29 protein-coding genes, 1 pseudogene and 1 riboswitch are annotated in these 26,818 nt (G+C 73.7%); of the genes and pseudogenes, 12 read left to right on the top strand and 18 right to left on the bottom strand.

Going from position 1 to position 26,818, the window contains the following annotated elements:
* The 4 genes and pseudogenes from ACW62_RS31715 to ACW62_RS31700 form a co-directional block, all read right to left on the bottom strand.
* A partial coding sequence (locus ACW62_RS31715; RefSeq protein ID WP_157575122.1) for a TSUP family transporter occupies positions 1 to 195 on the bottom strand: 195 nt, incomplete at its 3' end.
* 374 nt (positions 196 to 569) lie between these two features.
* A pseudogene (locus ACW62_RS31710) lies at positions 570 to 1,475 on the bottom strand (SPFH domain-containing protein); the annotation flags it as partial.
* Positions 1,476 to 1,536: 61 nt separating this feature from the next.
* A complete protein-coding gene (locus ACW62_RS31705; protein ID WP_053208133.1) occupies positions 1,537 to 2,004 on the bottom strand; it encodes an NfeD family protein in 468 nt (155 codons plus the stop codon).
* Positions 2,005 to 2,069: 65 nt separating this feature from the next.
* Positions 2,070 to 2,882, bottom strand: coding sequence for an ABC transporter ATP-binding protein (locus tag ACW62_RS31700; RefSeq protein WP_053208132.1), 813 nt, complete (start codon positions 2,880 to 2,882; stop codon positions 2,070 to 2,072).
* Positions 2,883 to 2,983: 101 nt separating this feature from the next.
* Between ACW62_RS31700 and ACW62_RS31695 the strand changes: the two genes are divergently transcribed.
* The 3 genes from ACW62_RS31695 (at position 2,984) to ACW62_RS31685 (ending at position 5,324) form a co-directional block, all read left to right on the top strand.
* Positions 2,984 to 3,739, top strand: coding sequence for a hypothetical protein (locus tag ACW62_RS31695; protein WP_053208131.1), 756 nt, complete (start codon positions 2,984 to 2,986; stop codon positions 3,737 to 3,739).
* Between the two features lie 14 nt (positions 3,740 to 3,753).
* On the top strand, positions 3,754 to 4,980 hold the full coding sequence (serB, locus tag ACW62_RS31690; protein ID WP_053208130.1) for a phosphoserine phosphatase SerB: 1,227 nt from the start codon (positions 3,754 to 3,756) through the stop codon (positions 4,978 to 4,980).
* A 95-nt stretch (positions 4,981 to 5,075) separates the two neighbouring features.
* Positions 5,076 to 5,324: a hypothetical protein gene (locus ACW62_RS31685; protein ID WP_053208129.1), complete on the top strand. Its 249-nt coding sequence runs from the start codon at positions 5,076 to 5,078 to the stop codon at positions 5,322 to 5,324.
* Here ACW62_RS31685 and ACW62_RS33570 read toward each other — a convergent pair.
* Positions 5,321 to 5,830 carry a SixA phosphatase family protein gene (locus ACW62_RS33570; protein ID WP_169792169.1) on the bottom strand — a complete coding sequence of 170 codons (510 nt, stop codon included), beginning with the start codon at positions 5,828 to 5,830 and terminating at the stop codon, positions 5,321 to 5,323. The genes ACW62_RS31685 and ACW62_RS33570 overlap by 4 nt on opposite strands.
* Before the next feature lie 187 nt (positions 5,831 to 6,017).
* Here ACW62_RS33570 and ACW62_RS31675 point away from each other — a divergent pair, with 187 nt between their 5' ends.
* Genes ACW62_RS31675 through ACW62_RS31665 form a run of 3 tightly spaced genes read left to right on the top strand, consistent with a single transcriptional unit; the run spans position 6,018 to position 8,688 of the window.
* Positions 6,018 to 7,226 (top strand): amino acid deaminase/aldolase, encoded by a 1,209-nt coding sequence (locus ACW62_RS31675; RefSeq protein ID WP_053208135.1) that lies wholly within the window; start codon positions 6,018 to 6,020, stop codon positions 7,224 to 7,226.
* Positions 7,226 to 7,825: a nucleoside/nucleotide kinase family protein gene (locus tag ACW62_RS31670; protein ID WP_053208127.1), complete on the top strand. Its 600-nt coding sequence runs from the start codon at positions 7,226 to 7,228 to the stop codon at positions 7,823 to 7,825. The genes ACW62_RS31675 and ACW62_RS31670 overlap by 1 nt, the downstream gene beginning before the upstream one ends.
* A 32-nt stretch (positions 7,826 to 7,857) precedes the next feature.
* Positions 7,858 to 8,688 carry an MOSC domain-containing protein gene (locus ACW62_RS31665; protein WP_053208126.1) on the top strand — a complete coding sequence of 277 codons (831 nt, stop codon included), beginning with the start codon at positions 7,858 to 7,860 and terminating at the stop codon, positions 8,686 to 8,688.
* Here ACW62_RS31665 and ACW62_RS31660 read toward each other — a convergent pair.
* The 11 genes from ACW62_RS31660 to ACW62_RS31610 form a co-directional block, all read right to left on the bottom strand.
* Positions 8,685 to 9,980: a hypothetical protein gene (locus ACW62_RS31660; protein WP_053208125.1), complete on the bottom strand. Its 1,296-nt coding sequence runs from the start codon at positions 9,978 to 9,980 to the stop codon at positions 8,685 to 8,687. The genes ACW62_RS31665 and ACW62_RS31660 overlap by 4 nt on opposite strands.
* Positions 9,977 to 10,498: a SigE family RNA polymerase sigma factor gene (locus ACW62_RS31655; protein WP_053208124.1), complete on the bottom strand. Its 522-nt coding sequence runs from the start codon at positions 10,496 to 10,498 to the stop codon at positions 9,977 to 9,979. The genes ACW62_RS31660 and ACW62_RS31655 overlap by 4 nt, the downstream gene beginning before the upstream one ends.
* A 77-nt stretch (positions 10,499 to 10,575) precedes the next feature.
* Positions 10,576 to 11,817, bottom strand: a complete 1,242-nt coding sequence (locus tag ACW62_RS31650) for a hypothetical protein (RefSeq protein WP_053208123.1) — start codon at positions 11,815 to 11,817, stop codon at positions 10,576 to 10,578.
* Positions 11,817 to 12,335: a SigE family RNA polymerase sigma factor gene (locus tag ACW62_RS31645; protein ID WP_053208122.1), complete on the bottom strand. Its 519-nt coding sequence runs from the start codon at positions 12,333 to 12,335 to the stop codon at positions 11,817 to 11,819. The genes ACW62_RS31650 and ACW62_RS31645 overlap by 1 nt, the downstream gene beginning before the upstream one ends.
* Positions 12,336 to 12,427: 92 nt before the next feature.
* Complete coding sequence (hisG, locus tag ACW62_RS31640; RefSeq protein ID WP_053208121.1) at positions 12,428 to 13,279, bottom strand: ATP phosphoribosyltransferase; 852 nt, start codon at positions 13,277 to 13,279, stop codon at positions 12,428 to 12,430.
* Between the two features lies 1 nt (position 13,280).
* The gene (locus tag ACW62_RS31635; protein WP_053208120.1) at positions 13,281 to 13,544 is read right to left on the bottom strand and encodes a phosphoribosyl-ATP diphosphatase; all 264 of its coding nucleotides are present in this window, start codon (positions 13,542 to 13,544) and stop codon (positions 13,281 to 13,283) included.
* A 139-nt stretch (positions 13,545 to 13,683) separates the two neighbouring features.
* A complete protein-coding gene (gene ribH, locus ACW62_RS31630) occupies positions 13,684 to 14,160 on the bottom strand; it encodes a 6,7-dimethyl-8-ribityllumazine synthase (protein ID WP_053208119.1) in 477 nt (158 codons plus the stop codon).
* Positions 14,157 to 15,416 carry a bifunctional 3,4-dihydroxy-2-butanone-4-phosphate synthase/GTP cyclohydrolase II gene (locus ACW62_RS31625; RefSeq protein WP_053208134.1) on the bottom strand — a complete coding sequence of 420 codons (1,260 nt, stop codon included), beginning with the start codon at positions 15,414 to 15,416 and terminating at the stop codon, positions 14,157 to 14,159. The genes ribH and ACW62_RS31625 overlap by 4 nt, the downstream gene beginning before the upstream one ends.
* A 2-nt stretch (positions 15,417 to 15,418) precedes the next feature.
* Positions 15,419 to 16,114 carry a riboflavin synthase gene (locus ACW62_RS31620; protein WP_083460399.1) on the bottom strand — a complete coding sequence of 232 codons (696 nt, stop codon included), beginning with the start codon at positions 16,112 to 16,114 and terminating at the stop codon, positions 15,419 to 15,421.
* 4 nt (positions 16,115 to 16,118) lie between these two features.
* Entirely contained in the window at positions 16,119 to 17,315 is a 1,197-nt protein-coding gene (gene ribD / locus ACW62_RS31615) for a bifunctional diaminohydroxyphosphoribosylaminopyrimidine deaminase/5-amino-6-(5-phosphoribosylamino)uracil reductase RibD (protein WP_083460402.1), read from the bottom strand.
* 135 nt (positions 17,316 to 17,450) lie between these two features.
* Positions 17,451 to 17,594, bottom strand: a riboswitch (FMN riboswitch).
* Between the two features lie 142 nt (positions 17,595 to 17,736).
* Complete coding sequence (locus ACW62_RS31610) at positions 17,737 to 18,360, bottom strand: Uma2 family endonuclease (RefSeq protein WP_083460398.1); 624 nt, start codon at positions 18,358 to 18,360, stop codon at positions 17,737 to 17,739.
* 361 nt (positions 18,361 to 18,721) lie between these two features.
* Here ACW62_RS31610 and ACW62_RS31605 point away from each other — a divergent pair, with 361 nt between their 5' ends.
* From ACW62_RS31605 to ACW62_RS31585, 5 genes are read left to right on the top strand one after another with little or no spacing between them, the layout of a single operon-like run.
* The gene (locus tag ACW62_RS31605) at positions 18,722 to 19,636 is read left to right on the top strand and encodes an ATP-binding cassette domain-containing protein (RefSeq protein WP_053208116.1); all 915 of its coding nucleotides are present in this window, start codon (positions 18,722 to 18,724) and stop codon (positions 19,634 to 19,636) included.
* Positions 19,633 to 20,433 (top strand): ABC transporter permease, encoded by an 801-nt coding sequence (locus ACW62_RS31600; RefSeq protein ID WP_053208115.1) that lies wholly within the window; start codon positions 19,633 to 19,635, stop codon positions 20,431 to 20,433. Before ACW62_RS31605 ends, ACW62_RS31600 begins: the two co-directional genes overlap by 4 nt.
* A gap of 4 nt (positions 20,434 to 20,437) precedes the next feature.
* Positions 20,438 to 21,715 carry a hypothetical protein gene (locus ACW62_RS31595; RefSeq protein WP_157575121.1) on the top strand — a complete coding sequence of 426 codons (1,278 nt, stop codon included), beginning with the start codon at positions 20,438 to 20,440 and terminating at the stop codon, positions 21,713 to 21,715.
* The gene (locus tag ACW62_RS31590) at positions 21,712 to 22,404 is read left to right on the top strand and encodes a response regulator transcription factor (RefSeq protein WP_053208113.1); all 693 of its coding nucleotides are present in this window, start codon (positions 21,712 to 21,714) and stop codon (positions 22,402 to 22,404) included. Before ACW62_RS31595 ends, ACW62_RS31590 begins: the two co-directional genes overlap by 4 nt.
* The gene (locus ACW62_RS31585) at positions 22,401 to 23,843 is read left to right on the top strand and encodes a sensor histidine kinase (RefSeq protein ID WP_053208112.1); all 1,443 of its coding nucleotides are present in this window, start codon (positions 22,401 to 22,403) and stop codon (positions 23,841 to 23,843) included. The genes ACW62_RS31590 and ACW62_RS31585 overlap by 4 nt, the downstream gene beginning before the upstream one ends.
* Here the strand turns inward: ACW62_RS31585 and rpe are convergent.
* Complete coding sequence (gene rpe / locus ACW62_RS31580; RefSeq protein ID WP_053208111.1) at positions 23,840 to 24,502, bottom strand: ribulose-phosphate 3-epimerase; 663 nt, start codon at positions 24,500 to 24,502, stop codon at positions 23,840 to 23,842. The two genes, ACW62_RS31585 and rpe, sit on opposite strands and share 4 nt — an antisense overlap.
* A gap of 14 nt (positions 24,503 to 24,516) precedes the next feature.
* Positions 24,517 to 26,049 (bottom strand): MFS transporter, encoded by a 1,533-nt coding sequence (locus tag ACW62_RS31575; protein ID WP_205629733.1) that lies wholly within the window; start codon positions 26,047 to 26,049, stop codon positions 24,517 to 24,519.
* Between the two features lie 72 nt (positions 26,050 to 26,121).
* Between ACW62_RS31575 and ACW62_RS31570 the strand changes: the two genes are divergently transcribed.
* Positions 26,122 to 26,664: a TetR/AcrR family transcriptional regulator gene (locus ACW62_RS31570; RefSeq protein WP_053208109.1), complete on the top strand. Its 543-nt coding sequence runs from the start codon at positions 26,122 to 26,124 to the stop codon at positions 26,662 to 26,664.
* The last annotated feature ends 154 nt before the right edge of the window (positions 26,665 to 26,818 follow it).

Below are 26,818 nucleotides of genomic sequence, written 5' to 3'. Positions count from 1 at the left end.
CTCGCGATACCCCCAGGCCCCCATGACCGAGCCCGGGACCAGCCCGACGGTGTTGGACACGTTCGCCACCACCGGCGGGTAACCCAACGCCAGCAACGTCGGGAACGTGATCATCGTCCCCGACCCGACGACGACGTTGACCGCACCCGCCGCGAACCCGGCCGCCACGATCGCAACGACGTCGAACAGGCTCACCCCGCCGGAGGCGCGGGCGGTGCGGGCGGCGGGGTGGACGGCGGCTCGTCACCCGGGTCCTCGGTGAGGTCGCGGCCGAGGGCCGGGCCGGTGCCGGCCGCGCCGTTGCCGGCCGGGCCGTGCTCGTCGCCGGACGCGCCGTCACCGGACACCTGGTCGTCGTCGCCGTGGTTGCTGACGTCGGCCTCGGACGGCATCGGCTTGGACGGGTTGGACGCGACCTCGGCCGCCTCCAGTGCCCGCCGGACCTCCTCGGCGGCGGCCGCCGCGGCCGCCTCGCCCTCGGCGGCGGCCTCCTGCGCGGCGGCCTCGACCGCCTCGGCGGCGTGGTCGTCGGGCGGGATGGCGCCCGGCGCGAAGCCGGAACCGAACCGGCCGACGGCGTCGCCGAGACCCTCGAGCGCCTTGCCGAACTCGCTGGGCACGATCCAGACCTTGTTGGAGTCGCCCTTCGCGATCTCGGGCATCATCTGCAGGTACTGGTAGGCCAGCAGCTTCTGGTCGGGGTTGCCGCGGTGGATGGCGTCGAACACGGCGCCGATGGCCTTGGCCTCACCGTCGGCGCGCAGGATCTGCGCCGCCTTCTCCGCCTCGGCGCGCAGGACGAGCGACTGCTTGTCGCCCTCGGCGGTGAGGATGGCGGACTGCTTCTGGCCCTCGGCGGTGAGGATCTGCGACTGCCGCACACCCTCGGCGTTGAGGATCGCCGCACGCTTGTCGCGGTCGGCGCGCATCTGCTTCTCCATGGAGTCCTGGATGGACGGCGGCGGGTCGATGGCCTTCAGCTCGACCCGGTTCACCCGGATGCCCCACTTGCCGGTGGCGTCGTCGAGGACGCCGCGCAGCGCGTTGTTGATCTCTTCGCGGCTGGTCAGCGTGCGCTCGAGGTCCATGCCACCGATGACGTTACGCAGCGTGGTGACGGTCAGCTGCTCGATGCCCTGGATGTAGTTGGCGATCTCGTACGTCGCCGCCTTGGGGTCGTTCACCTGGTAGTAGATGACGGTGTCGATGGAGACCACCAGGTTGTCCTGGGTGATCACCGGCTGCGGCGGGAACGACACGACCTGCTCGCGGAGGTCCAGCAGCGGCAGCACGCGGTCGATGAACGGCACGACCACCGTCAGGCCCGGGTCGAGGGTGCGCTGATAGCGGCCCAGCCGCTCGACGATGCCGGCCCGCGCCTGCGGCACGATGCGCACCGACTTGGCCAGCGTCACCAGCACGAAGATGGCCAAGAGGATGACGACGAGGAGAACGAATATCTGACCGGCTTCCATGAATGACCTTCCGCTGTTCCTTGGTCCGGGCGAGTCGCGGAAAACCTATCAACTGACGGGCCTACCGCGGGTCGGCCTCGAACACGAGCGCCGTGGCGCCCTGGATCTCGATGACGTCGACGTCGCGGCCCGCCTCGATGACCGAGGTGCCGTCGTAGCAGCGGGCGGTCCAGATCTCGCCGGCCAGCTTGATCAGGCCGCGCTCGGAGTCGACCGCCTCGACGACGACGCCCTTGCGGCCGACCAGCGCGGCGGCGCCGGTGCGGGTGCTGCCGCTGGTGCGCAGGTGCCGCTTGGCGACCGGCCGGACGAACCCCAGCAGCGCGACGCTGACGGCGATGGCGATGACGATCTGCAGCCACAGCGGGTCGATGCCGACCAGCGCCGCCAGCGCACCGGCCAGCGCTCCGCCGGCCAGCATGAGGAAGATGAGGTCGACCGTGGTGGTCTCGACGATGCCGAGGACGAAGGCCAGACCGAGCCAGGCGACCCACTCGTGGTCGCCGAGCCAGTCGAGGAAGTCCTGCATAGCGTCATTCTAGGGTGCGGGCACGGTGTCGCGCCGCAGCGAGCGGTCGTCTCCGGTCTCGACCGTCAGGGTGCGGGGACGGCGTCGCGCGCGCCGGAAACCGCTCGCGCCGACCACCGGCCGTCCTCGTAGCGGACCCGCAGCGGCAGCCCGAACGCGGTGCTCAGGTGCTGGTCGGTGAGCGTCTCGGCGATCGTCCCCGCGGCCACCACGCGGCCGTTCGCGAGCAGCAGCGCATGGGTGAACCCGGGCGGGATCTCCTCGACGTGGTGGGTGACGAGGACGGTGGCCGGCGACGCGGGGTCGGCGGCGATCTCGCCGAGTGTGGCCACCAGCGTCTCGCGGCCGCCGAGGTCGAGGCCGGCGGTGGGCTCGTCGAGCAGCAGCAGTTCGGGGTCGGCCATCAGCGCGCGGGCCAGCTGGGTGCGCTTGCGCTCGCCCTCGGACAGCGTGCCGAAGGTGCGCTCGGCGAGGTGCCCGATGCCCATGCGCGCCAGCAGCCAGCGGGCCCGCTCGGAGTCGAGGTTCTCGTACGCCTCGCGCCACCGGCCGACGACGCCGTACGCGGCGGTCTGGACGACGTCGAGGACCGACTCCTGCCGCGGGATGCGCTCGGCCAGCGCGGCGCTGGTGATGCCGATGCGCGGCCGCAGCTCGAACACGTCGACGGCGCCCATCATCTCGCCCAGCACGGCGGCGTAGCCGGTGGTCGGGTGCAGTTGCGCGGCCGCGATCTGCAGCAGGGTGGTCTTGCCGGCGCCGTTCGGCCCGAGGATCACCCAGCGCTGCCCTTCGGCCACCGACCAGGTGACGTCGTCGAGCAGGCGGCTGCCCGAGCGCACGAGCGTGACGTCGGCAAGTTCCAGCACTTCGGACATCGCGTGGCTCGGCTCCCTCGGCGCAGACAGACGAGGCCGGTGACGTGGTCGGCCCCGGAACCCCCGGACGACTCTAGCGGGCGGGTCGTAGGCTCTGGCGTATGGTCACCCTCCCCCGCTCCGCCCGCCTCGCGGCATGGGGCACGGCTTGGCTGCGGAACGAGGCCGGCCTCGATGACGTCGTCGACCGCGTCCGCGCCGACGACGAGCCGCACGACGCCGTCGACGTCCCCGGCGCGGCCACCGCGACCGGCCTGTCCGAGGCGCTGCTGGCGCTGCGCGACGCCGGCGCCACGGCGTTCCTCGTCGCGCTGCCCGCGCCCGGCGACCCCAGCGGCCTGGGCGGACCGGCCGACCTCAACGGCGACGCGGTCGACGCCGGCGAGGCGGTCATCGCCGACGGCGCGCCGTACGCCCTGGTGCCCGACGTCCGCACGTTCGGCCCGCCCGGCGACCAGGGGCACATGGTCACCTGGATGGTCCGCCAGGCGCAGCCGGCGCCGGCCGCTCCGCCGCTGGCCGACACCGACAAGGAGCTGACGGCGGCGCTGCTGGCGGCCGGGTCGATCCTCACCGACCTCGACGTCCCGTCGTGGCGGCCCGAGGTCGAGGCGCTGCTCGCCGACATCCGCACCAACCGCGAGTCCGACCCGCTGCCGCGCGCGTTCCCGCCGCAGGCGCAGGCCGTGGCGGCGCGCGCGGCCCGGCTGCTGGCCGTCGTCCGGTTCGCGCTCGGCGACGACGGCGGCGCGGTCACGACGTCCGAGGCGACGTCGCGGCGGTCGGCGCTGACGCCGCTGGAGCGGGCGTCGCGGTCGGCCCTGGCCGCCGCGTGCAACGCGCTGGCCGCTCGATAGAGTTCGGGCTTGCGATGAGCCTGCCACCGGAACCCCCTGCCACCACCCTGCTGGTCACCCTCACCGGACGCGACCGGCCGGGCCTGACCGCACAGTTGTTCACGGCGCTGGCCGCGCACGACGTCGAGGTGCTCGACGTCGAACAGGTCACCGTCCGCGGCCGCCTGGTGCTGGCGGTGCTGCTGAACCCGGCGTCCGCCGACGAGGCCGCCCTGAGGCGCACGCTGGCCGGCCTCGCCGGCCAGCTCGACGTCGAGATCGAGGTCTCGGCCGGTCACGGCGACCGCCGCCGCCCGCCGGGCCGCGCCCACATCACCGTCCTCGGCTTCCCGCTGCGCCCGGGCGCCGTCGCGGCGCTCACCGACGCCGTCGCGAAGGCCGGCGCGAACATCGACCGCATCGTGCGGCTGGCGTCCTACCCGGTCACGTCGATCGAGTTCGAGGTGTCCGGCGCCGACCCCGCCCGGCTGCGGGCCGACCTCGCCGCCGTCGCGCTGGCCGAGGGCGCCGACGTCGCCGTCCAGCCGTCCGGGCTGCTGCGCCGGGCCAAGCGGCTGGTCGTCATGGACGTCGACTCCACGCTGGTGCAGGGCGAGGTGATTGAGATGCTGGCCGCGCACGCCGGGGTCGAGGACCAGGTCGCGGCGGTGACGTCGCGGGCGATGGCCGGCGAGCTGGACTTCGCGGCGTCGCTGCGCGAGCGGGTCCGGCTGCTCGCCGGCCTGCCCGCGTCCGCCGTCGCCGAGGTGCGCGCGGCCGTGCAGCTGACCCCGGGCGCGCGGACGCTGGTGCGCACGCTGAAGCGGCTCGGCTACCGGTGCGCCATCGTCAGCGGCGGGTTCTCGCAGATCACCGACCCGCTGGCGGACGAGCTGGGCATCGACTACGCGGCCGCCAACACGCTGGAGATCGACGGCGGCGTGCTGACCGGCGGGCTGGTCGGGCCGATCCTGGACCGTCCCGGCAAGGCCGCCGCGCTGGCCCGGTTCGCCGCCGCCGAGGGCATCCCGCTGTCGCAGACCATCGCGGTCGGCGACGGCGCCAACGACCTCGACATGATCGCCGCCGCCGGGCTGGGCGTCGCGTTCAACGCGAAGCCGGTGGTCCGCAGCGCCGCCGACACCGCCGTCAACGTCCCGTACCTTGACGCGATCCTCTACCTGCTGGGCATCAGCCGCGACGACATCGAGGCCGCCGACGCCGCCGACGGTATGCCCACGCCCGCTCCCCCCGTCCGCTAGCCGCGGGCGACGGTGTCTCGCAGATCACCGACCCGCTGGCGGACGAGCTGGGCATCGACTACGCGGCCGCCAACACGCTGGAGATCGACGGCGACGTGCTGACCGGCGGGCTGGTCGGCCCGATCCTGGACCGTCCCGGCAAGGCCGCCGCGCTGGCCCGGTTCGCCGCCGCCGGGCTGGGCGTCGCGTTCAACGCGAAGCCGGTGGTCCGCAGCGCCGCCGACACCGCCGTCAACGTCCCGTACCTCGACGCGATCCTCTACCTGCTGGGCATCAGCCGCGACGACATCGAGGCCGCCGACGCCGCCGACGGCATGCCCACGCCCGCTCCCCCCGTCCGCTAGCCGCGGGCGACGGTGTAGCCGACCAGCCGGACGCCGCCCGGGTCGACCGCCGACCAGTCGCCCTCGACGGCGAACACCGCGACCGACGACGTCGGGAAGCCGGACCGCATGCGCTCGGTGTCGCCGACCGCGGAGTCGCCGTCGTCGAGGACGTTGGCCAGCATGCCGACGCCCGGGTTGTGCCCGACGATCGCCACCGACCCGGCCTCCGGCGGCAGCGCGCGGACGATCTCGAGCAGGTCGCCGGCCGACGCGTAGTAGACGTCGTCGGTGACGACCGGGTCCGGCGCGGCGGGCAGCTCAGCGGCCAGCAACTGGTACGTCTCGCGGGTGCGGCGGGCGCTCGACACGACGGCGACCTGCGGCGCGACGTCCTGCGAGCGCAGCCAGCGGCCGATGACCGGCGCGTCGCGGCGGCCCTGGCCGGCGAGGGCACGGTCGTGGTCGGCGCGGTCTTCGGGGTGCTGCGCCTTCGCGTGCCGGATGAGCACGAGGGTCCTCGCCATCCACGCAAGCCTAGGCGCTCCAGTACCCTGCGGCAGGATGGGGTCGCCCGCGATGGCGGGCATAGCCACGATCGTCCCGATCTGGTAAGGATTCGCTGTGGAGATCACCGTGCCCGATGCCGATGCCGACGCCGCTGTGCCCGACGTCCCGCCGCCGCCCGCCGCCCCCGACCCGGCGGCGCCGCCGGTGGCCAGCTCGCGCGCCGATCTGCGGCACCGGCTGAACACCGCCACGGCCGGCTTCGAGGCGCCGCTCGCCGCCATCGACATGGAGGCGTGGGACGTCAACGCCGGCGACCTCGTCCGGCGTGCGGCCGGCAAGCCGATCCGGGTGGCCAGCAAGTCGCTGCGCAGCCGGGCGCTGCTGCGCGACGCGCTGGGCCGCGACGGCTTCCACGGCGTGCTGGCGCTGACGCTGTCCGAGGCGCTGTGGCTCGTGGGCACCGAGCTCAGCTCCGACGTCGTCGTCGGCTACCCCACCGCCGACCGCCGCGGCCTGGCCCGGCTGGCCGGCGACGAGGAACTGGCCGCCGGCATCACGCTGATGGTCGACGACGTCGCGCAGCTCGACCTCGTCGACGCCGTGGCGCCGACCGACGGGCGGGTCGAGATCCGGGTCTGCCTCGAGCTGGACCTCTCCTGGCAGCCGCTGGGCGGGCGCATGCGGGTCGGCGCGAAGCGGTCGCCGCTACACGCCGTCGACGACCTCGTCCGGCTGGCCCACGCGGTGCAGTCGCGGCCGGGGTTCCGGCTGGTCGGCGTCATGGGCTACGAGTCGCAGATCGCCGGCGTGCAGGACGCGCCGCCCGGTCGCGGCTGGCGCGGGCGCATGGTGCGGTCGATGCAGCGGCGGTCGTGGTCGGAGCTGTCCGAGCGGCGGGTCGCGGCGGTCGAGGCGGTGCGCAAGGTCGCCGACCTCGAGTTCGTCAACGGCGGCGGCAGCGGCTCGGTCGAGCGCACCGTGTCCGACGTGTCGATCACCGAAGTGACGGCCGGGTCCGGGCTGCTGGCGCCGCGGCTGTTCGACGGCTACACCAGCTTCTCGCCGCGCCCGGCGGCGTTCTTCGCGGTGCCGGTGGTGCGCCGGCCCGGGCCGGGCGTCGTCACCGTCCAGGGCGGCGGCTACGTCGCCAGCGGCGCCGCCGGCGACGACCGGCTGCCGGTGCCGTGGCTGCCCGAGGGCCTGACCCTCGACAACGACGAGGGCGCCGGCGAGGCCCAGACGCCACTGCTCGGCTCCCCCGCCGACGACCTCGCCATCGGCGACCGCGTCTGGTTCCGGCACGCCAAGGCGGGCGAGCTGGCCGAGCGGTTCGACCAGTACTACCTCGTGCGCGGCGAGCGGCTGGTCGACACCATCGCGACGTACCGCGGGGACGGCAAGACGTTCCTGTAGTGGGTGTTCTGACGTTCGACGCGCTGGCCGCGCGGGTCCGCTCGCTGCCGCCCCGCGCCGGGTCGACGACCGTGGTCGCCGTCGACGGGCCGGCCGGATCCGGCAAGACGACCCTGGCCGGGCGGCTGGCGGCGCGCCTCGACGACGCGCCCGTCCTGCACATGGACGACCTCTACCCCGGCTGGGACGGGCTCGCGCCCGCCGCTGCCGCCGTCGCCTCCGAGGTGCTGGCGCCGCTGGCCGAGGGGCGTCCGGCGCGGTACCGGCGGTGGGACTGGCACGCGGACCGCTGGGCCGGCTGGGTGGACGTCCCGGCCGTGCCGGTGCTGGTCGTCGAGGGCTGCGGCAGCGGCTCCACGCCCGGTGCGCCGTACCTGTCGCTGCTGCTGTGGGTCGAGGCGCCGCACGACGTGCGTCAGGCCCGCGGCTTCGAGCGCGACGGCGACGGCTTCCGGCCGCACTGGACGCGCTGGGCCCGTCAGGAGGAGGCGCTGTTCGCGGCCGAGCGCACCCGGGAGCGGGCCGACCTGCGGATCGACACCGCGTCGCCGGTCCCGCACGACCCGGCGCGCGAGGTGGTCGCCGAATCTCGGGTCTGAGCCGGCGCCGATTCTCGGCTAGCGTTGGAGCCGTGCGCGTCGTCGAGCTGAATGTCTACCCCGTCAAGTCGACGCGTGGGCAGTCCCGCACCCAGGCCGAGGTCGAGCCGTGGGGGCTGGCCGACGACCGCCGCTGGATGGTCGTCGACGACGCCGGGTACGTCGTCACGGCGCGGGTGTGGCCGGCACTGCTGAGCGTCACCGCCACGCCGCTGGGCCGCGGCCGGCTCCGGCTGGAGAGCCCGCACGCCGCGCCACTGGACGTCGACGCCACCGGGGCGCGCGAGTACGTGCCGGTGCAGATCTGGAAGAACACCCTCGACGCCGTCCGGCCCAGCGCCGCCGCCGACGCCTGGTTCGGCAAGCTGCTCGGCCACGACGTCCGCCTCGTCTGGCTGGACGACCCGACGCGGCGGCCGGTGAACCCGGCCTACGGCCTGCCCGCCGACCGCGTGTCGTTCGCCGACGCGTTCCCGCTGCTGCTCACCACCACCGGCTCGCTGGCCCGCCTGAACGACTGGGTGGTCGAGGAGGCGCTGCTGCGCGGCGAGGACCCGCCGGCCGAGCCGCTGCCGATGCGCCGGTTCCGCCCCAGCGTCGTCGTCGACAGCGCCGACCCGTTCGCCGAGGACACCTGGTGCAAGCTGCGCATCGGCGACGTCCCCTTCCGCGCCGTCAAGCTGTGCGACCGCTGCGTCCTCACCACGATCGACCCGGACACCCGGACGCGCGGCAAGGAGCCGTTGCGCACGCTGGCCCGGCACCGCCGCTGGGACGGCAAGGTCTGGTTCGGCATGAACCTCGTCCCCGACGGCCCCGGCCGCCTCTCCCTCGGCGACGAGGTCGAGGTCACCGCCGGCTAGTACTGCATCGGCAGCACCATGAAGATCTCCTCCATGGCCGCCCGGTGCAGCGCGGCGGCGTCGCCGTCGATGCCGTCCAGCACCAGATACACCTGGCCGAGGTCGCCGAAGGCGGTGCCGCCCCTGGCGTCCGCCGGAGCGTCGAGGAGCGGCCGGAAGTAGTCGCGACTGCCCGGCCACACCTCGCAGACGGTCTTCACCGTGCACAGGGTGCCGTAGATCGGCCCGGTCTGCCAGACGGCCAGTTCCACCGTGCCGCCGCCGGCCATCCGGAAGGACGCGGTCATGGCCATCGGCTCCGACGCTCCCCAGTCCGAGGGCAGGGCGGGATCGGACTTGTCGAACCGGACTCTGTCGAGCGGGCCGAGGACCGCGGTCAGCACCGCCTCGATCTCCGGCCACCGCCTCCAGACCATGGCCATGGCGAAGTCACTCATGTACTCGCTGGTGTTGTTGATGCCGCCGGACAACGTCGCGGAGTAGTCCCTGGCCGTGTCGCGGACCGCCTCGGCGACGCGGTCCGCCTCGTCGTCGCTCAGCACGGCCCCCGGGTCCGCCGGCGTCGCGTCCTCGGCGATGGCGTCCCAGACGAGCGTGATGGCCGCGGGATACTCGTCGACCACGAGGACGCGGCGGCCCGGGTCGGGTGTCCCGATGACCCGCCACCGGCCCTGCGCATCCGTGCCCTCGGTGCAGTCGTCCCACACGGCTGTGCGGGTGAAGGCCGCGGCCGGCTCGGAGCACGGCCGGAACGACTGCGCGTCGTTACTCGACAGCTGCCACCACACCTGCAGGTCGAACGGGACGCCGTCGCGTTCGACCTGCACCTTCACGTGGTGCGACCGCACCAGCGGTACGACGGCCGGGTCGGCGAGTTCGACGTCCGCCGGCAGCGACTGGAACACCGCGTCGACCATCCCCAGCCGGTCCGGCTGCGACGACAATCGTGAGCTCTCGGGGCCCGATGCCGGGGAGTCCGAGCCCGTCATCGCCCCGGTCTCCATGACGCTCTGGCCCCATGGCGGCGGCACGAGCGGCGGGAGCTCATCGTAGGGCAGCGACCCCGGACCGGCGGCCGAGAGTTCGCCCTGCGGATCCACCAGCTCGGGCGCGACGAGGATGCCGAACGAGCCGGCCGCGAGGACCCCGACGACCCCGGCGCTCATGCGGGCACGGCGCCGCCGAGCGCGGCGGGCACGTCCGCGGGCGATGTCCTCGTCGGGTGACGCCAGGCGGTCCGGCTCGTCGAGGAAGGCGTCGGCGAACAGCTCCTTGAGCGCGTCGTCGGTCATCGCACCTCCTTGATCGCGGCGAGCTGGGCCGGACCGAGGAGCTCGCGCAGCCGGTCCAGGCCGCGCGCCGTCTGGCTCTTGACGTTGCCGGTGCTGCAGTCCAGCAGGTCGGCGACCTGCTCGACCGAGAGGTCCTCCCAGAATCGCAGCACGAGCGCGGCCCGTTGCTTGGGCGGCACGCCCGCGAGCGCCGTCATCAGCCGCGAGCGGGTGTCCGGGTCGGCGGCGTCGGCCGGGTCGCCGCCGCCGGGCCGCTCCGGCAGGACGGCGACGGCGTGCTCGCGCCGCCACGGGCGCCGGGTGCTGTCGACGTAGGCGTTGAGCATGATGCGGCGGGCGTACGACGGCGCGTCCTCGCGGCTGCGGACCCGGCGCCAGCTCAGGTACAGCTTCGTCAGCGTCTCCTGGACGAGGTCCTCGGCGCCGTGCCAGTCACCGGTCAGCAGGTACGCGGTGCGCAGCAGGCCGCGACGGCGCACCAACACGAACTCCCGGTATGACGCCTCGTCGATCGCCATGCACCGCCTCCCCCCACGCCCGGACCGCGCCCGCTACCCCTAGGACGGTAGCGGACGCGTTCCGGGTTGCATCGGGGTCAGCCGACGTCCAGCGGCGACTGCACCTGCGGCGCGAGCAGGTCGTCGACTGCCTGGAGCACGTCGCCGAAGATCGCCTCCACACGCTCGTCCGGGTACATGGAGGCGACCCGGACCCAGGTGTTGCCGCGCATCCCCACCGGCGCGCCGGGCCCACTGACGCTGTTGACCATGAGCGCACCCCCGGGCACCTCCAGCACGCCCATGACCGAGGAGCACTGCGTGATCAGCTTGACGCACATCGGCTCGGACACCCGCGGCTGCTGCCAGAACCAGATCTCCACCTCGAAACCGTTGTCGCTTACGTAATCGGCCCTGACGATGCCCGCCTGGTGCTCGGCGTCCTGCAGGTCGACGACCGGGTCCTCGGTGTTGACCAATGTCAGTTCGGCCCCGACGACCTCCTTGACCGCGTTCGTCAGCTCCGGCCACGCGTCGGCGACGGCGGCGAGCTCGACGCCGCTGGTGAGGTCGGCGGACTCCAGGTCCGCGCCGGCCTCGAGCACCGCGTCGCCGATCGCCTCGCCCTCGGCGTGATCCAGTGCCGACGCGGCGGGCGGGGTACCCGGCGCCGGCTGGTCGCCGGACACGTCGAGCGGCGGGACGGTCCAGTGCACTGTGACGGAGGCGTGGTCGTCCTCCACGAGCACCGCTGACGTATGGAGGTCGTTCAGATCGCCGGCGGCCCGGTAGACGCCGCCGTCGTCGCCCTCCTCGCAGTTCAGCCACTGGCCCGGGGTGCCCTCCAGCTGGCCCGGCTCGGTGCACGGCCGGTACTCGGGCAGATCGGTCCGGGCCGGCTCCAGCGTCACGGCGAGGTCGAAGCTCACCCCGCTGCCGCGGGCCAGCGTCACGTCGATGCTCGGGCCGGTCGCCGGCACGACCTCGTTCCCCGATTCCTCGGAGGAGGCGACCTCGACGTCGGCCGGCAACGCCGACTCGATCGCGTCCCACATGCGCTGCTTGACCGGGTCGGCGCCGATCTGCGGCGGGTAGTCGGCCGGGTCGCCCGCGCCGTCGCCCGACGCCACGGTGTCGCGGTCGTCGTCGAAGACGGCTGGCAGAACGGCCGCGCCGAGGCCGGCCACCGCCAGCACCGCCACGCCGCCGGCGATGCGGTTGCGCCGCATCCGCTGCTTCCGGGCGCGGCCGCGGGACACATCCTCGTCGGCGACGACAGGATGGGCCGGCTCGCCCGTCAGCGTCTTCTTGAACAGGTCCCTGAGCGTGGGCTCGGTCATCACGCCTCCTTCGATTCCGCGAATGCCCCGGATCCGAGCACGTCGCGCAGCCGGTCCAGACCGCGCGCCGTCTGACTCTTGACGTTGCCGGAACTGCAGTTCATGAGGTCGGCGACCTGCTCGACGCCGAGGTCCTCCCAGAACCGCAGCACGAGCGTCGCCCGCTGCCGCGGCGGGACGAACGCCAGCGCCGCCAGCAGCCGCTCCCGCGTGTACGGATCACCGGAATCCGCCTGGTCAGTGGCGGCGCGGTCCGGGACGACGTCGACGGACTGCTCCCGCCGCCACGGCCGCCGGGTGCCGTCGATGTGGGCGTTGACGAGAACCCGCCGGGCGTACGCCATCATGTCGTCGCCGCGGTACACCCGCCGCCACGCCACGTACAGCTTGGTCAGTGCCTCCTGGACGAGGTCCTCTGCGGCGTGCCAGTCGCCCGTCATCAGGAAGGCGGTTCGCAGCAGCGCACGGCGCCGGGCCGTGACGAAATCCCTGTACGACGCCTCGTCTGCTGCTCGCATCCACCGTCTCCGCTGCCGTTCCGAGTGAGCTCCTCACACTGGGTGCACGGAACGGCGGTGGTCCCGGGTTGCATCGCGGCCCCGGGACCGGTTCAGATGCGGCAGGCCAGGATCTCCGTCACCAGGATGGCCCGCGCGCCGACCGCCCACAGGTCGTCCATCACCCGCTGCGCCTCGGACCGCGGCACCATGGCCCGGACGGCGACCCAGCCCTCGCGGTGCAGCGGCGACACCGTCGGCGACTCAAGGCCGGGGGTGAGCGCGCTGGCCTCGTCGACGTGGTCGGCGCGGATGTCGTAGTCCATCATCACGTAGCCGCGGGCGACCATGACGCCGTTGAGGCGGCGCAGCAGCAGGTCGATGGCGGGCGGACGGTCACCGCCGGCGCGGGCGATGAGGACGGCCTCGGACCGCAGGATCGGCTCGCCGACGACCTCGAGGCCGGCCTGCCGCAGCGTCGTCCCCGTCTCGACGACGTCCGCGATGACGTCGGCGACGCCCAGCTGCACGGCCGTCTCGACGGCGCCGTCCAGCCGCACCACCGACGCGTCGACGCCGCGGTCGGCGAGGTAGTCGCGCAGCAGCCCCGCGTACGACGTGGCGACCCGCAGGCCGCCGAAGTCGGACACCTTCTCCGCCGTGCCCGGCCGGGTCGCGAAGTGGAAGGTGGAGCCGCCGAAGCCGAGCGCCAGCAGCTCCTCGGCCGACGCACCGGAGTCGAGCAGCAGGTCGCGCCCCGTGATCCCGGCGTCGACCGTCCCCGCACCCACGTACACCGCGATGTCGCGCGGCCGCAGGTAGAAGAACTCGACATCGTTGTCGGGGTCGCGCAGCACCAGCTCGCGGCCGCCGTCGGCGCGCTGGCGGTAGCCCGCCTCGCGCATCATCTCGGCGGCCGGACCAGACAGCGAGCCCTTGTTGGGCACGGCGATGCGAAGCGTCATGTCAGAGCCTCTCGTAGACGTCGGCGAGGGTGATGCCGCGGGCCAGCATGAGCACCTGAACGTGGTAGAGCAGCTGCGAGATCTCCTCGGCCGCTCGTTCGGTGCTCTCGTGCTCGGCCGCCATCCACGCCTCGGCGGCCTCTTCCACGACCTTCTTGCCGACGTGATGGACCCCATGGCGGACCGCCTCGACGGTGCCGGAACCGGCCGCACCGGACTCCACCTTCGCCGACAGCTCGACCCAGAGGTCCTCGAAACTCTTCACGTCGCACAAGGGTACGGACACGGTGCCCCTCGCCGCCGCCTGGTTCACGAGCCGGACACCGCACCGCCGGCCACGTGCGCGCCAGCGTCCCTCAGCCCGCAGGCCGGCCGCGCAGGCGCGCGACCCGCCTCCGTCCGGGTCAGGCGTAGCAGGCGCGCAGCGCGACGACGGTGGCCAGCGCGGCCTGCGTCGCCTCGTAGCCCTTGTCCTCCTTGGACCCCGGGAGCCCGGCCCGAGCCAGCGCCTGCGCCTCGTCGTCGCAGGTGAGGACGCCGAAGCCGATCGGCACCCCGGTGTCGACGGCGACCCGGGTCAGGCCGTCGGTGGCCGCCTGGCAGACGTAGTCGAAGTGCGGCGTCTCGCCCCGGACCACGACGCCGAGGGCCACGACCGCCTCGTAGTTGGCCCGCGCCAGCCGCGCCGCGACGACCGGCAGCTCGAACGAGCCCGGCACCCGCAGGATCAGCGGGTCGTGCACCCCGGCCTCGTCCAGCGCCCGCAGCGCACCGGCGATCAGGCCGTCCATGACCTGCTGATGCCACAGCGACGCGACGACCGCGACCCGGAGGTCGCCCACCTTGCCCACCTGCAGTTCGGGCGCGCCCTGACCACTCATCGTCTGGTGTCCTCTCGTTCCGCGGATTCCTCCGAGCCTGGCAGATCGCCCAGCTCGTGGCCCATGCGGTCCCGTTTCGTCGTCAGGTACCGCAGGTTCTCGGGGTTGACGGCGACCGGCAGCTCCACCCGTTCGGCCAGCTTGAGCCCGTACCCCTCGACGCCGGTCAGCTTGGCCGGGTTGTTCGTCATCAGCGCGATGGTGCGCACGCCCAGGTCGGCGAGGATCTGCGCGCCGGTCCCGTAGTCGCGGGCGTCGGCGGGCAGCCCCAACTCGACGTTGGCGTCGACCGTGTCCAGCCCGCCGTCCTGCAGCTCGTACGCCTGCAGCTTGTGCGCCAGCCCGATGCCGCGGCCCTCGTGGCCGCGCAGGTACACGACGACGCCGCGACCGGCGCCGGCCACGAGGTCCAGGGCGGCGCGCAACTGCGGGCCGCAGTCGCAGCGCAGCGAGCCGAACGCGTCGCCCGTCAGGCACTCGGAGTGCAGCCTGACCAGCACCGCCTCGTCACCCACCGTGTCGGCCCCGACCTCGCCCATGACCAGCGCGACATGCTCGCTCCCGTCGAGGATGTCGCGGTAGGCGTGCGCCGTGAACGTGCCGTGAACCGTCGGCAGGCGGGTCGAGGCGACCCGTTCGATCTGCCGCTCGGTGCGGCGGCGGTACCGGATGAGGTCGGCGATCGAGATCATCGCCAGCCCGTGCTCGTCGGCGAACTCGCGCAGCGCCGGCGCCCGCATCATCGAGCCGTCGTCGTGGACGATCTCGCACAGCACGCCCGCGGGCGACAGGCCGGCCATCCGGGCGAGGTCGACCGCGGCCTCGGTGTGCCCCGGCCGCCGCAGCACGCCACCCTCGCGGGCACGCAGCGGGAACACGTGCCCCGGCCGGCTGAGCTCGTACGCCTCCGTCGCGGAGTCGGCCAGCACCCGCGCCGTGTGCGCGCGCTCGGCCGCCGAGATGCCGGTCGTGATCCCGTGCCTGGCGTCGACGGAGACGGCGAACGCGGTGCCCTTGCGGTCCTCGTTGACGACGGTCATCGGCGGGAGGTCGAGGCGATCCAGCTCGCTGCCGAGCATCGGGACGCAGATGACGCCCGACGTGTACCGGATGGTGAAGCCCATCAGGTCAGGCGTGGCCTTGGCGGCGGCGAAGATCAGGTCGCCTTCGTTCTCCCTGTCCTCGTCGTCGACCACGACCACCGCCTTGCCCGCGGCGATGTCGGCGATCGCCCGCTCGACGGTGTCCAGTTGCACGGTCACTGTCCCTCCTCTGACGCCTCGCGGCGGGCTGCAGTCGACGCCCCCACCTCTGTCGTGTTCTCAGCCGTCACATCCGGCGCCGTGGCCCCGCTCGTGCCGCTCGCCCCGCTCGCCATGAGGCGCTCGACGTACTTCGCGACCACGTCGACCTCGAGGTTGACGCCGTCGCCCGGTTGCCGGCGGCCGAGCGTCGTCAGCTCGAGCGTGGTCGGGATCAGGCTCACCTCGAACCAGTCCGGGCCGAGCCCGGACACCGTCAGCGAGACGCCGTCGACGGCGATCGATCCCTTCTCCGCGACGTAGCGCAGCAGGCCGGCGGGCGCCTCGATGCGGACGACCTCCCAGCGGCTGCCCGGCGTGCGCGACACCACCGTGCCGACGCCGTCGACGTGGCCCTGCACGATGTGGCCGCCGAGCCGGTCGCTGGCCCGCACCGCCCGCTCCAGGTTGACGGCGTCGCCGGCGCTCAGCTTCGCCAGCGTGCTGCGGTCGAAGGTCTCGCGCATGACGTCGACGGTGAAGGTGTCGCCGTCGACGGCGGTGACGGTCAGGCAGACGCCGTCGACGGCGATCGACGCGCCGTGCACGGCGTCCTCGGCGACCTTCGGGCCGCGGACGGTGAGCCGCCCGTCGTCGGCGTCGCCCTCGACGGCGACGAGTTCGCCCAGTTCCTCGACGATCCCGGTGAACATGGCCTCACGCCTTCCTGTGATCTTGCGGGGTTGCGGTGATACGCAGATCGGGGCCGACCATCCGCACGTCGGCGACGTCCAGCCGGATCGCGGCGTCGATGGTGTTCACACCGGCGTCGGCCAGCGCGGCCGGTCCGGCGCCGAGCACCGCGGGCGCGACGTAGCCGACGACCCGGTCGATCAGACCGGCCCGCCAGAACGCCCCGGCCAGCGTCGGCCCGCCCTCGAGCAGGACGTATCGCTGGCCGCGCTCGTACAACCGGGTCAGGAGCCTGGTGAGGTCGACGCGCCCGTCAGCGGTGGCGCCGACCTCCTCGGCCGTCGCCACCCACGTCTCCGCCTGGTCGTCGCGCACCCGCGCCGACACCGGCGTCGTCCCCCCACTGTCGACGACGACCCGCAGCGGCTGCACGACGGCCGGCCCGCCCGGCGCCACGGCAACCTGCGTCGCGCTGGCACCGCCTGCCCCAGCGCCGCCGTGGCCGACCCCAGTGTGGGTGCGAACCGCGGGGGCGTCGTCCCCATCGGCGGCTACCGCGTCGGCCGCATCGGCCGCGTCGGCCGCGTCGAGGCGGACGGTGAGTTGCGGATCGTCCGCCCGCACGGTCCCCGCCCCGACGACCACGGTGTCGACCGCGGCACGGAGCCGGTGCACGTCAGCGCGGGCCTCCGGGCCGGTGATCCAGCGGCTGGTGCCGTCGGCTGCCGCGCTACGCCCGTCGAGCGTCGCGGCGAACTTCCAGACCACGAACGGCCGGTGGGTGCGCAACGGCGTGAGCCAGCGCGCGTTCGCGTCGGCCGCCTCGTCCGCCAGCACGCCCAGCTCCACGTCCACACCGTGCGCACGCAGCGTCGCCGCTCCCCCGGCGGCGACCGGGTTCGGATCGGCAACGGCCACCACCACCCGCGCGATACCGGCCGCGATCAGCGCCTGCGTGCACGGCCCGGTGCGCCCGGTGTGGTCGCACGGCTCCAGCGTGACGACGGCGGTGCCGCCGCGGGCCCGCTCGCCGGCCTGGGCGAGCGCGTTGACCTCGGCGTGCGGTCCGCCGGCGCGCTCGTGCCAGCCCTCGCCCACCGTCGCGCCGGTCGCGCCGGTCGCGCCGGTCGCGCCGGTCGCGCCGAGGATGACGCAGCCGACGTCCGGGTTGGGCGGCGTCGTGTAGGCGCCGTTCAGGGACAGCTCGATGGCGCGGCGCATGGCCGTCAGCTCCACCGGACTCGCCACCGGCCCCTCCTCGCCTCATCGGGCGAGCTCCGGGGCGGGCGCGAGTGCGCACCAACAGCCGGCTCGGCGCTCCGGACGCGCACCAGGGCGCGACCAGCCGAGACAGCCGCGCGTGCTTCCTCCCATCCGGACTTTAACCGTCGGTCCCGGAGTTCCACCGGGTCAACCGTCCGTCGCCCGCTGATGCGGACGCCGACCGGGTCGCGGACTGTCACCGCCGGTTCGGACTTTCACCGACCCCGGAGCACGCTTTGTGTCTCTAGCAGCCTAACCGCCACCGCGCGGAACGCATTCCCCAGCCACGCTCCGTGCTTCTTCTCACATGGGGATCACCTCCTGACCCTCATCACCTCGCGTCAGGTCACGTCTCATCACCAGGTTGCCTCCTCCCAGCTCAGACCACCTCCCAGTCGTCGGCGGCCAACGGCGCCGAGGCCGCCCAGAAGTCGGCGAGGGCGGGCACGTCGACGACAACCGGCCAGGGGTGGTCGGTGCTGAACCTCGCCGACGTGGCCGGGGTGCGTTCCGCGTACGATCCCGTGGCCTCGTCGCGGCGCAGCTCGGTGACCTCGATGTCGGGCGGCCTGCGCCGCAGGGCCACGATCCAGTACGCCGGGACGCCCGCCCGCGCGTACAACGCACGCTTCGTCACGGTGTCGCGGAGCGCCGACGTGGGCGACACCACCTCGACGGCCAGCGTCAGCGCGCCGACCGGGATCGGCGTGGTCTCGGCCAGCGCCACGTGCGCCACCACGACGTCGGGCCGCACCTCGTCGTGCGCGCCGATGTGCACCGGCTGGCCGCGATCGACGACCAGCGGACTCCCCCGGTTCGCGACCTCGAAGGTGTTCGCCAGCCACCGCCAGACCGCGGTCTCGGCGACCGACGGCGGTGGCGACACCAGGACGCACCCCTCGATGACCTCGTAGCGCGGACCGCCGTCGGGCAGGGCACGAAGGTCGGCGGCTCGATAGCCGCGCGATCCGGGCGACCGGGCCAGCAACTGGGCAACGTTCACGACGACTCCTCGGGGTGCTGCACGCCTGCCGGCGGATCGCGGACGATCCGCGACTCACACCACGCTAAGCAGCTCGAACGCCGATTGTCGCGTCGAAATGTCAGCCCGGCGGTTGCCCGTTTCCGGGCAAGTTTGCCCGACCCGATCGAGCACGTCCGGGCAAACTCCAGGGCTAACTCCCGACTCTCAGAAACGGCGGAAAGCGAGCAACGAGACCAGGATTTCCTGTGAATCCGGCTGCCCGCGCGGCCGTCCCCGCCACCGGCCGGACGCCGGGCAACCGGCGCCACCGCGCGCTGGCTCACAGAGTTCTCTCAGAAGCTCTCCGAAACCACCCGGATCGGCCGGTCACGATCGCCTCATGACGACGATCGAGCTCCGCGGACTGACCAAACGCTACGGACCCGACACCGTGGTGGACGACGTCTCGTTCACCGTCGGACCCGGACAGGTGACCGGGTTCCTCGGGCCGAACGGCGCCGGCAAGTCCACCACGATGAAGATGATCATGGGGCTGGCCGCGCCGACCCACGGCTCGGTGACCATCGGCGGCCGCCGCTACCGCGACCTGCCAGTTCCGCTGACGACGGTCGGCGCGCTGCTCGACGCCGGCGCCGTCCACGGTGGCCGGACCGCCCGCGACCACCTGCTGGCGCTCGCGCTGAGCAACGGGCTTCCCCGCTGTCGGGTCGACGAGGTGCTCGCGCGGACCGGGCTCGGCGGTGTGGCCGGCAAGCGCGCTGGCGGGTTCTCGCTGGGTATGCGGCAACGGCTCGGCATCGCGGCGACATTGCTCGGCGACCCGCAGGCGCTGATCTTCGACGAGCCGGTGAACGGGCTGGACCCCGAGGGCATCCGCTGGATCCGCGATCTCATGCGCTCGCTCGCGCGAGAAGGGCGGTCGGTGCTGGTCTCCAGCCACCTGATGAGCGAGATGGCGCAGAGCGCCGACCACCTCGTCGTCATCGGCCGCGGCCGCGTCATCGCGGACACCGGCATGAGCGAGTTCCTGCGCGCGAACGGCGAGGGCACCGTCCTCGTCCGCACCCGCGAGCCGGGCGCGTTCGCCCTGCGACTGACCGCCGCCGGCGCCGCCGTCCGCGAAGGGCTGGAGTCATCGCTGGTCGTGTCCGGCATGAGCAGCGACGACATCGGCGCGCTCGCCGCCTTCCACGGCGTCGCCCTCAGCGAGCTCACCCCGCAGCGCGCCTCGCTGGAGGACGCCTTCATGGACCTGACCAGGGACAGCGTGCAGTACCAGGGGGTCGCCGCATGAGCGCCCCGGCCACGGCGCCCACGGTGAGGTTCGCCGACACGCTGCACGCGGAGTGGGTCAAGCTCCGCAGCCTCCGTTCGACCTGGTCGACGCTGGCCTGCCTCTTCGGAGTCGGGCTCGGCGTCACGGCGCTCGCGATGAGCTCGGCCGGGACCGACTACGCGGAGGCGACCGCGGCGGACCGGGCCGCCTGGGACCCGACCAACCTCAGCCTGACGACGTACATCGTCGCGCAACTGATCATCGGTGTCCTGGGCATCCTGATCGTCACGTCCGAGTACGCCACCGGCCTGATGCAGACGTCGCTGATGGCGACGCCGCGCCGGAGCCGGCTGCTGGCGGCCAAGGTCACGGTGGCCGCCGCGGTCGCCGTCGTGGCCGGTCAGTTGCTGATGCTCATGTCGTTCCTGCTCGGGCAGGCGATGCTGAGCGCGCAGGACGTGCCGTCGGCGTCGCTCGGCGATCCCGGCGTACTGGCGGCGGTCGGCGGTGGCGGGCTGTATCTGACGGCGATCGCGCTGCTCGCGGCCGGTCTCGGCACGATCATGCGGGCGACGGCGGGTGCGTTGGCCACGCTCGTCGGAATCGTGTTCCTGGTGCCCGCGCTCGCCGGACTGTTCCCGTCGTGGCTGCAGGGCCTGGTCGACGTGTGGCCGACACGGGGTGCGGCCGCGGTGTTCGCGACGGTGCCGGACCCCGAGTTTCCGCACCCGTGGCTGAACCTGGGCGGGATGTGCCTGGGCGTGGTCGCGGTGCTGGTCGCGGCGTTCGTCGTCTTCCGTCGCCGCGACGTGTGACGTGGTGGTGCGGCCGCGGGACGTCGGCGCCGGTCTGGTCGCGGGCGCGGCGGCGCTGCTGACGATGACGGGCGTCGCCGCGGCCGGGTTGTTGCTGCTCGACGCGGGCCGGATCGGCGAGGTCGGCGCGCTGACGGCGGCCGTCGTCGCACTGGCCGCGGGCGGGCGGGCGACGCTGACGACGACGGCGCCGGGCGAGCTCCCTATCCCGCTGCGTGCCGGGGTCGAGGCGCTGCCGCTGGGGGTCACGCTGGCGGGTGCGGTGGTGCTCGGGACGGTGCTGCTGCGGCGCGGCCGGGACGGGTTCGGCGTGCGTGCCGCGGCCGCGACGGTGGCCGTCGCGGCCGGGCTGCTGGTGGTGGCGCAGCTGGCCGGCGGGAACGTGACGGTGTCGCTCCCAGCCGACGCGGTGGCGGCCGCCGGCGTCGCCTCGGCGGCTGGCCGCACGCCCGCCGACGGTTGCCCGGACGGCGGCGGGTTGCCGTTCGGCGGCGGGTCGCCGCTCGGCGACGGGAGGCCACTCGGCAGCGCGCTGCCGAGTGGCGACGGTGGATCGGCCGGCGGCTTGGACGTCGGGTACTCGGTCGCCGGCGGTCCGCTGGCGGCAGCCGGGGCGGCGGGTGCGTTGGCCGTCGTCGGGGTGTGCTGGCTGGTGCTGCGGTTCCGCGGATCGACTCGGCGATCGTGGGCCGGGCGGTGGGCCGTCGCGGGGATCGTCACGGCGGGGATGGTCGCCGCCGGCGCGTCGGGCGGGACCCAGGCTGTGGGCGGGCTGCTGCTGTTGCTGCCCGCCGCGGTGGCCGGCGCGCTGCCGGTCGCGCTCGGGGCGCCGGTGACGGTGCGAGCGGACGGTGTGCTGCGATGCGCGTTGGATGGGGCCGAGCCGGTGGTCTCGACGACCCCGCTGAGGTGGGTCTCGGCGGCGGCGCTGCTCGCGCTCGGCGTGGTCGTCGCCGCGAGGGCGCACCACGAGCCGCACCACGGACTGCGACCCGGACTGCGACCCAGGCTGCGACGCGGACTGATGGACGTCGGCGGGATGGGGGCGGCGACGGGAGCGGGGCTGGCCGCGATGGCGCTGCTCACGACGGTGACCATCGACGTCGGGGTGGGCGGGCTGGCCCTGCTCGACGCAAGGCTGGCGGCCGACCCGGCAGCAGCCCTCGCCGCCGGCGCAGCGGTGGGCGCCGCCGCGGGCGCGGCCGGAGTCACCGTCGTCCAGGCGGCGAGGTCACTGACTTCACTACCCTGGCGACCGTGGAAGGACCGGGCCCGGCCATGACGTCCCAGCGGCTGCTCGTGGTCGACGACGAGGCGACGGTCAGGGAGTTGCTGTCGGCGGCGCTGCGCTTCGCCGGTTTCGGGGTGTCGTCCGCCGCCACCGGGGCGGAGGCGATTGAGGCGGCGGCAGCAGAGCCGCCGGACCTGGTGCTGCTGGACGTGATGCTGCCGGACATGGACGGCTTCGAGGTGGTCCGCCGACTGCGCGGGGCCGCGACCAGCGGCAGGGGCCCGGTGCCCGTCCTGTTCCTGACCGCCCGCGACCGCCAGGCCGACAAGGTCACCGGCCTGTCGCTGGGCGCCGACGACTACGTGACGAAGCCGTTCGACCTGGAGGAGCTGATCGCCCGCATCCGCGCGATCCTGCGCCGCACGTCCGGCAACCCCGCCGACCTGCTGCGGGCGGGACCGCTGACGCTCGATCCGGCGGGACACCAGGTGACCCGCGACGGCACCGCGGTCCGCCTGTCCCCCACCGAGTTCCGGCTGCTCAGGTACCTGATGGAGAACTCCGGGCAGGTGGTGTCGAAGGCGCAGATCCTCGACCGCGTGTGGCGCTACGACTTCGGCGGCGACGCCAGCATCGTCGACACCTACATCTCCTACCTGCGGCGGAAGGTCGACGTTGAGGAACCGAAGCTGATCCGGACGGTGCACGGCGTCGGCTACGTGCTGCGGGAGCCGCGATGAGGCGGCTGTCGCTGCGGTCGCGGCTGCTGCTGCTGACGTCGGGGCTGTTGCTGGCCGGCCTGACGCTGATCAGCGCGGCCGTCGCGAGCAACCTCGAGCGCTACCAGCTGGACCGCATCGACGGCCAGCTCAGGGCCCTCACCGCGATCCTGACCAGCGTCTCCGCGGGCGGCCCGCCGCAACCGGTCGACACCGCGGGACGGCCGGAGCTGCTGGACGCCGCGCTCGACCTGATCGGCGCGCCGTACCTGGTGTATCTGAACGCGGACGGGACGGTCGCGGGCGGGTTGCGCACGTCCGGCCTGGACAGCGGCGAGCTGCCGGCCACCGACGAGCTGAACGGACTGTCCGACGGCACCCCGGTCAGCCTCCCTGCGGCCGACGGTGACGGACGCTGGCGGACGGTCAGCGTGACGGCGACCGGCTGGGACGGGACGGTGGTCGCGGCGGCCCCGCTGGACGACGCGGACGCGACGATCGACCGGCTCCGCGTCACGAGCATCGTCAGCGGCGCCGTCCTGCTGGTCCTGCTGACGGCGATCGGCTGGCTGGCGCTGGGCCGGGGGCTGCGCCCGCTGCGCCGCATCGCGCACACCGCGGCCGCGATCGCCGGCGGCGACCTGACGCAGCGCGTGCCCGGCCTCGCCGCGCCGAGCACCGAGGTCGGGCACCTCGCGGCGTCCCTCAACACCATGCTCGGCCAGCTGGAACGCGCCTTCGCCGACCGCGCGGAGGCCGAGGCGCGCATGCGCACGTTCCTGTCGGACGTGAGCCACGAGCTGCGCACGCCGCTGGTCGGCATCAAGGGCTCGGCCGAGCTGTACCGCATGGGCGCGCTGCCCGAACGGGCCGACGTCGACGCGGCGATGCTGCGGATCGACCGCGAGGCGACCCGGCTGACCGCGCTGACGGAGGACCTGCTGCTGCTGGCCCGGCTGGACGAGGCGCCCGAGGGCCAGCTCGACCGCGCCCCGATGGACCTGCGCACGCTCGCCGGCGACGCCCGGCACGACCTGCGCGCGCTCGACCCGTCCAGGACGATCCAGCTGACCGGGCCTGGCGGCGACGGCGTGCCAGGCCCGGCACCGGTGGACGCCGACGAGGACCGGCTGCGGCAGGTCGTCGCGAACCTCGTCGGCAACGCCGTCGCACACACGCCGCCGGGCAGCGCCGTCCGCATCGGCGTCGGCACCGTCGGCGGCCGGGCGGTGCTGGACGTCGTCGACGAGGGCCCGGGCCTGACGGCCGAGCAGGCGGACCGCGTCTTCGACCGGTTCTACCGGGCCAACCCGTCCCGCGACCGGTCCGGCGGCGCCAGTGCGGGGCTCGGGCTGTCGATCGCCCGCTCGCTGGCCCGCGCGCACGGCGGCGACGTGGAGGTGCGGACGCGGCTCGGCGACGGCGCCCGGTTCCGGCTCACGCTGCCGCTGGCCGACTAGTGCGCGGCCTTCGCCGCCAGCTCGCGCAGTTCGGTGACGGCGGCCGCGGCGTCCTCGGCTCCGTACACGGCCGACCCGGCGACGAACACGTCCGCCCCGGCGTCGGCGCAGCGCTCGATCGTCTCGGCCGACACGCCGCCGTCGACCTGGATCCAGATGTCCAGCCCAGACGCCGACACCAGTTCGCGCGCCCGCCGGATCTTCGGCAGGCACACGTCCAGGAACGGCTGCCCGCCGAAGCCCGGCTCGACCGTCATGACCAGCAGCATGTCGATCTCGGGCAGGAGGTCGGCCCACGGCTCGACGGGGGTGGCCGGACGGAGCCCGACGCCGGCCCGCGCCCCGTGTTTGCGCAGCTCCCGGGCCAGCCGGACCGGCGCGGCGGCCGCTTCGGCGTGGAAGGTGACGTTGTGCGCGCCGGCCTCGGCGTATCCCGGCGCCCACCGGTCCGGCTCGTCGATCATCAGGTGGCAGTCGATGAGCCGGTCGGTGCGGGCCAGGATCGCCTCGACGACCGGTAGCCCGAGCGTGAGGTTGGGGACGAAGTGGTTGTCCATGACGTCGACGTGCACGAGGTCGGCGTCGCCCAGGCGGGCGATCTCGGCCTCGAGGTTGGCGAAGTCGGACGACAGGATGCTCGGCGCGATCTGAATCCCCACGAGCACTCAGATTACTAGTGCGACCCGACGCTCACCGGCGTCCGGTGGTGACGCAGCACGACCAACGCCTGCACGGCGGCCGCGACCACCATCAGCGCACCGACCACGCTGGTCACCTCGACAGCCCGGGTGAAGGCGTCCTCGGCGGCGGTGACCAGGGCGGACGCCTCCTCCGCCGGCAGCGTCCCGGCAAGATCGACCGCACCGCCCAGCGTCTCGCGCGCCTGCGTCAGCGTGGCGCCGTCGACGCCGCTCACGGCGCCCAGCGACGACCCGTACACCGCGGTCAGCAGGCTGCCGAGCACCGCGGTACCCAAGCCGCCGCCGACCTCGTACGCCGTCTCCGACACGGCCGCCGCGGCGCCGGCCCGGTCCGGGTCGACGGCGCCCATGATGACGTTGTTGGTGATCGTCTGTACCAGCCCGACACCGGCGCCGACCAGCAGGAACGCCACCATCACCAGCCCGGCGCCGAGGTCGCGGCCGGCCAGCACCATCAGCGCGAACCCGGACGCCACGACCATCAGCGCACCGAACAGCAGGTACGGCATCGGCAGTCGGCGCATCAGCGGCACCGCGAACAGCCCGGTCACGATCGCCAGCGCGAGCCCCGGCACCAGCACCAGCCCGGACCGCAGCGGCTCGAGGCCCAGCACGATCTGCAGGTACTGCGTCATGAAGAACAGCGCGCCGATCATCGCGAACGTCGTCAGCAGGTTCGTCACGACGGACGCCCGGAACGCCGGCCGCTCGAACAACGCGAGGTCCAGCAGCGGCGTCTCCAACTGCCGCTGCCGCCGCACGAACGCGACGCCGACCAGCACGCCGGCCACCAGCGCCGCCGCGTACCCGAAGGACGCCCCGTGCTTGGCCAGCCCCTTGATCCCGTACACCGCCAGCAGCATCGCCACCAGCGACAGCCCGGCACTGGGCAGGTCGTACCGGCCCGGCGCGGGGTTGCGCGACTCGGGCACCAGGGACGGCGCGAGGATCAGCAGCAGCGCCAGCACCGGCAGCGCGACGAGGAACACCGAGCCCCACCAGAAGTGCTCGAGCAGCCAGCCGCCGACGATCGGGCCGAGCGCGGCGCCGGCGGAGAACATCGTGGCCCAGATGGCGATCGCGAGCGTCCGCTGCCGCGCGTCGTGGAAGATGTTGCGAATGAGCGACAGTGTCGACGGCATCAGCGTCGCCCCGGCCACGCCGAGCAGGGCGCGCGCCACGATCAGCATCTCCGGCGACGTCGCGTACGCCGCCAGCACGGACGCCACGCCGAACGCCGTCGCGCCCACCAGCAGCAGCTTGCGCCGGCCGATCCGGTCGCCGAGCGTGCCGGCGGTCACCAGCAGCCCCGCGATCATGAAGCCGTACACGTCGACGATCCACAGCAGCTGCGTCCCCGTGGGCGCGAGATCCTCGCTGAGGTGCGGGACCGCGAAGCTGAGCACCGTCATGTCGACCGAGATGAGCAGGACCGGCAGCAGCAGGACGACGAGCGCGCCCCATTCGCGCGGCCCCGCCAGCGCCCGCTGCTCCATCGTCGTCATCGCCACACCCTCCGAGCTAAGCTAAACCGTCCGGACGGTACAGTAACACCGTCAGAATCGAGGTTTCTTCCCGTGCCACGCCCCTCTTCTCGCGATCGAATCCTCGACGCGCTGGAGCGCATCCTCGTCGATTCGGGCCTGCACGCGGTGACGCTGGAGTCCGTCGCCGACAAGGCCGGAGTCTCCAAGGGCGGCCTGCTCTACCACTTCCCGAGCAAGGAAGCGCTGATCACCGGGCTGGCCCGGCGCCTGGCCGAGGCGGTCGAGGCGGAGTTCGAGCAGGCGGAGCGCACCGACGACGTCGTCGGCTTCTTCCTGCGCACGTCGGTGCCGTCGTCGGAGGACGGCGCCGTCTACTGGTCGCTGCTGGCGGCGCTGCGCACCAACGACGTCGCCAGCGAGGAGGCCCGGCGGCTGGTCATGTACTGCTTCGTCCGGTGGGCGGAGATCCTGCGCAAGCACGTCGACGACCCGGTGACGGCCGAGATCGTCCGGCTGGTCGGCGACGGCCTGTACCTGAGCGCGCTGGCCGGGCTGCCGATGCCGGACCCCGCCCTGCTGGACGAGCTCCGGCACCGGCTCACGCGGGACGCGAAGACCGGCCAGTCGCCTTGATCTGCGCCGCGCCGGGCCGTAGGCATGACCCGCCCGGCCCGGGTGGGGCCCACCCTATGGGCGGGCACCGACAACGTCGCGTGACGACCGACTAGCGCTGCTAGGTTTCCCAAACTCTGAGGTTGATCTTGAGTTTCAGGCGGCCGTTCCCAGT

This window comes from Jiangella muralis, from assembly GCF_001270745.1.
GTDB lineage: Bacteria > Actinomycetota > Actinomycetes > Jiangellales > Jiangellaceae > Jiangella > Jiangella muralis.
This window is presented reverse-complemented; position numbering and strand designations above follow the sequence as displayed.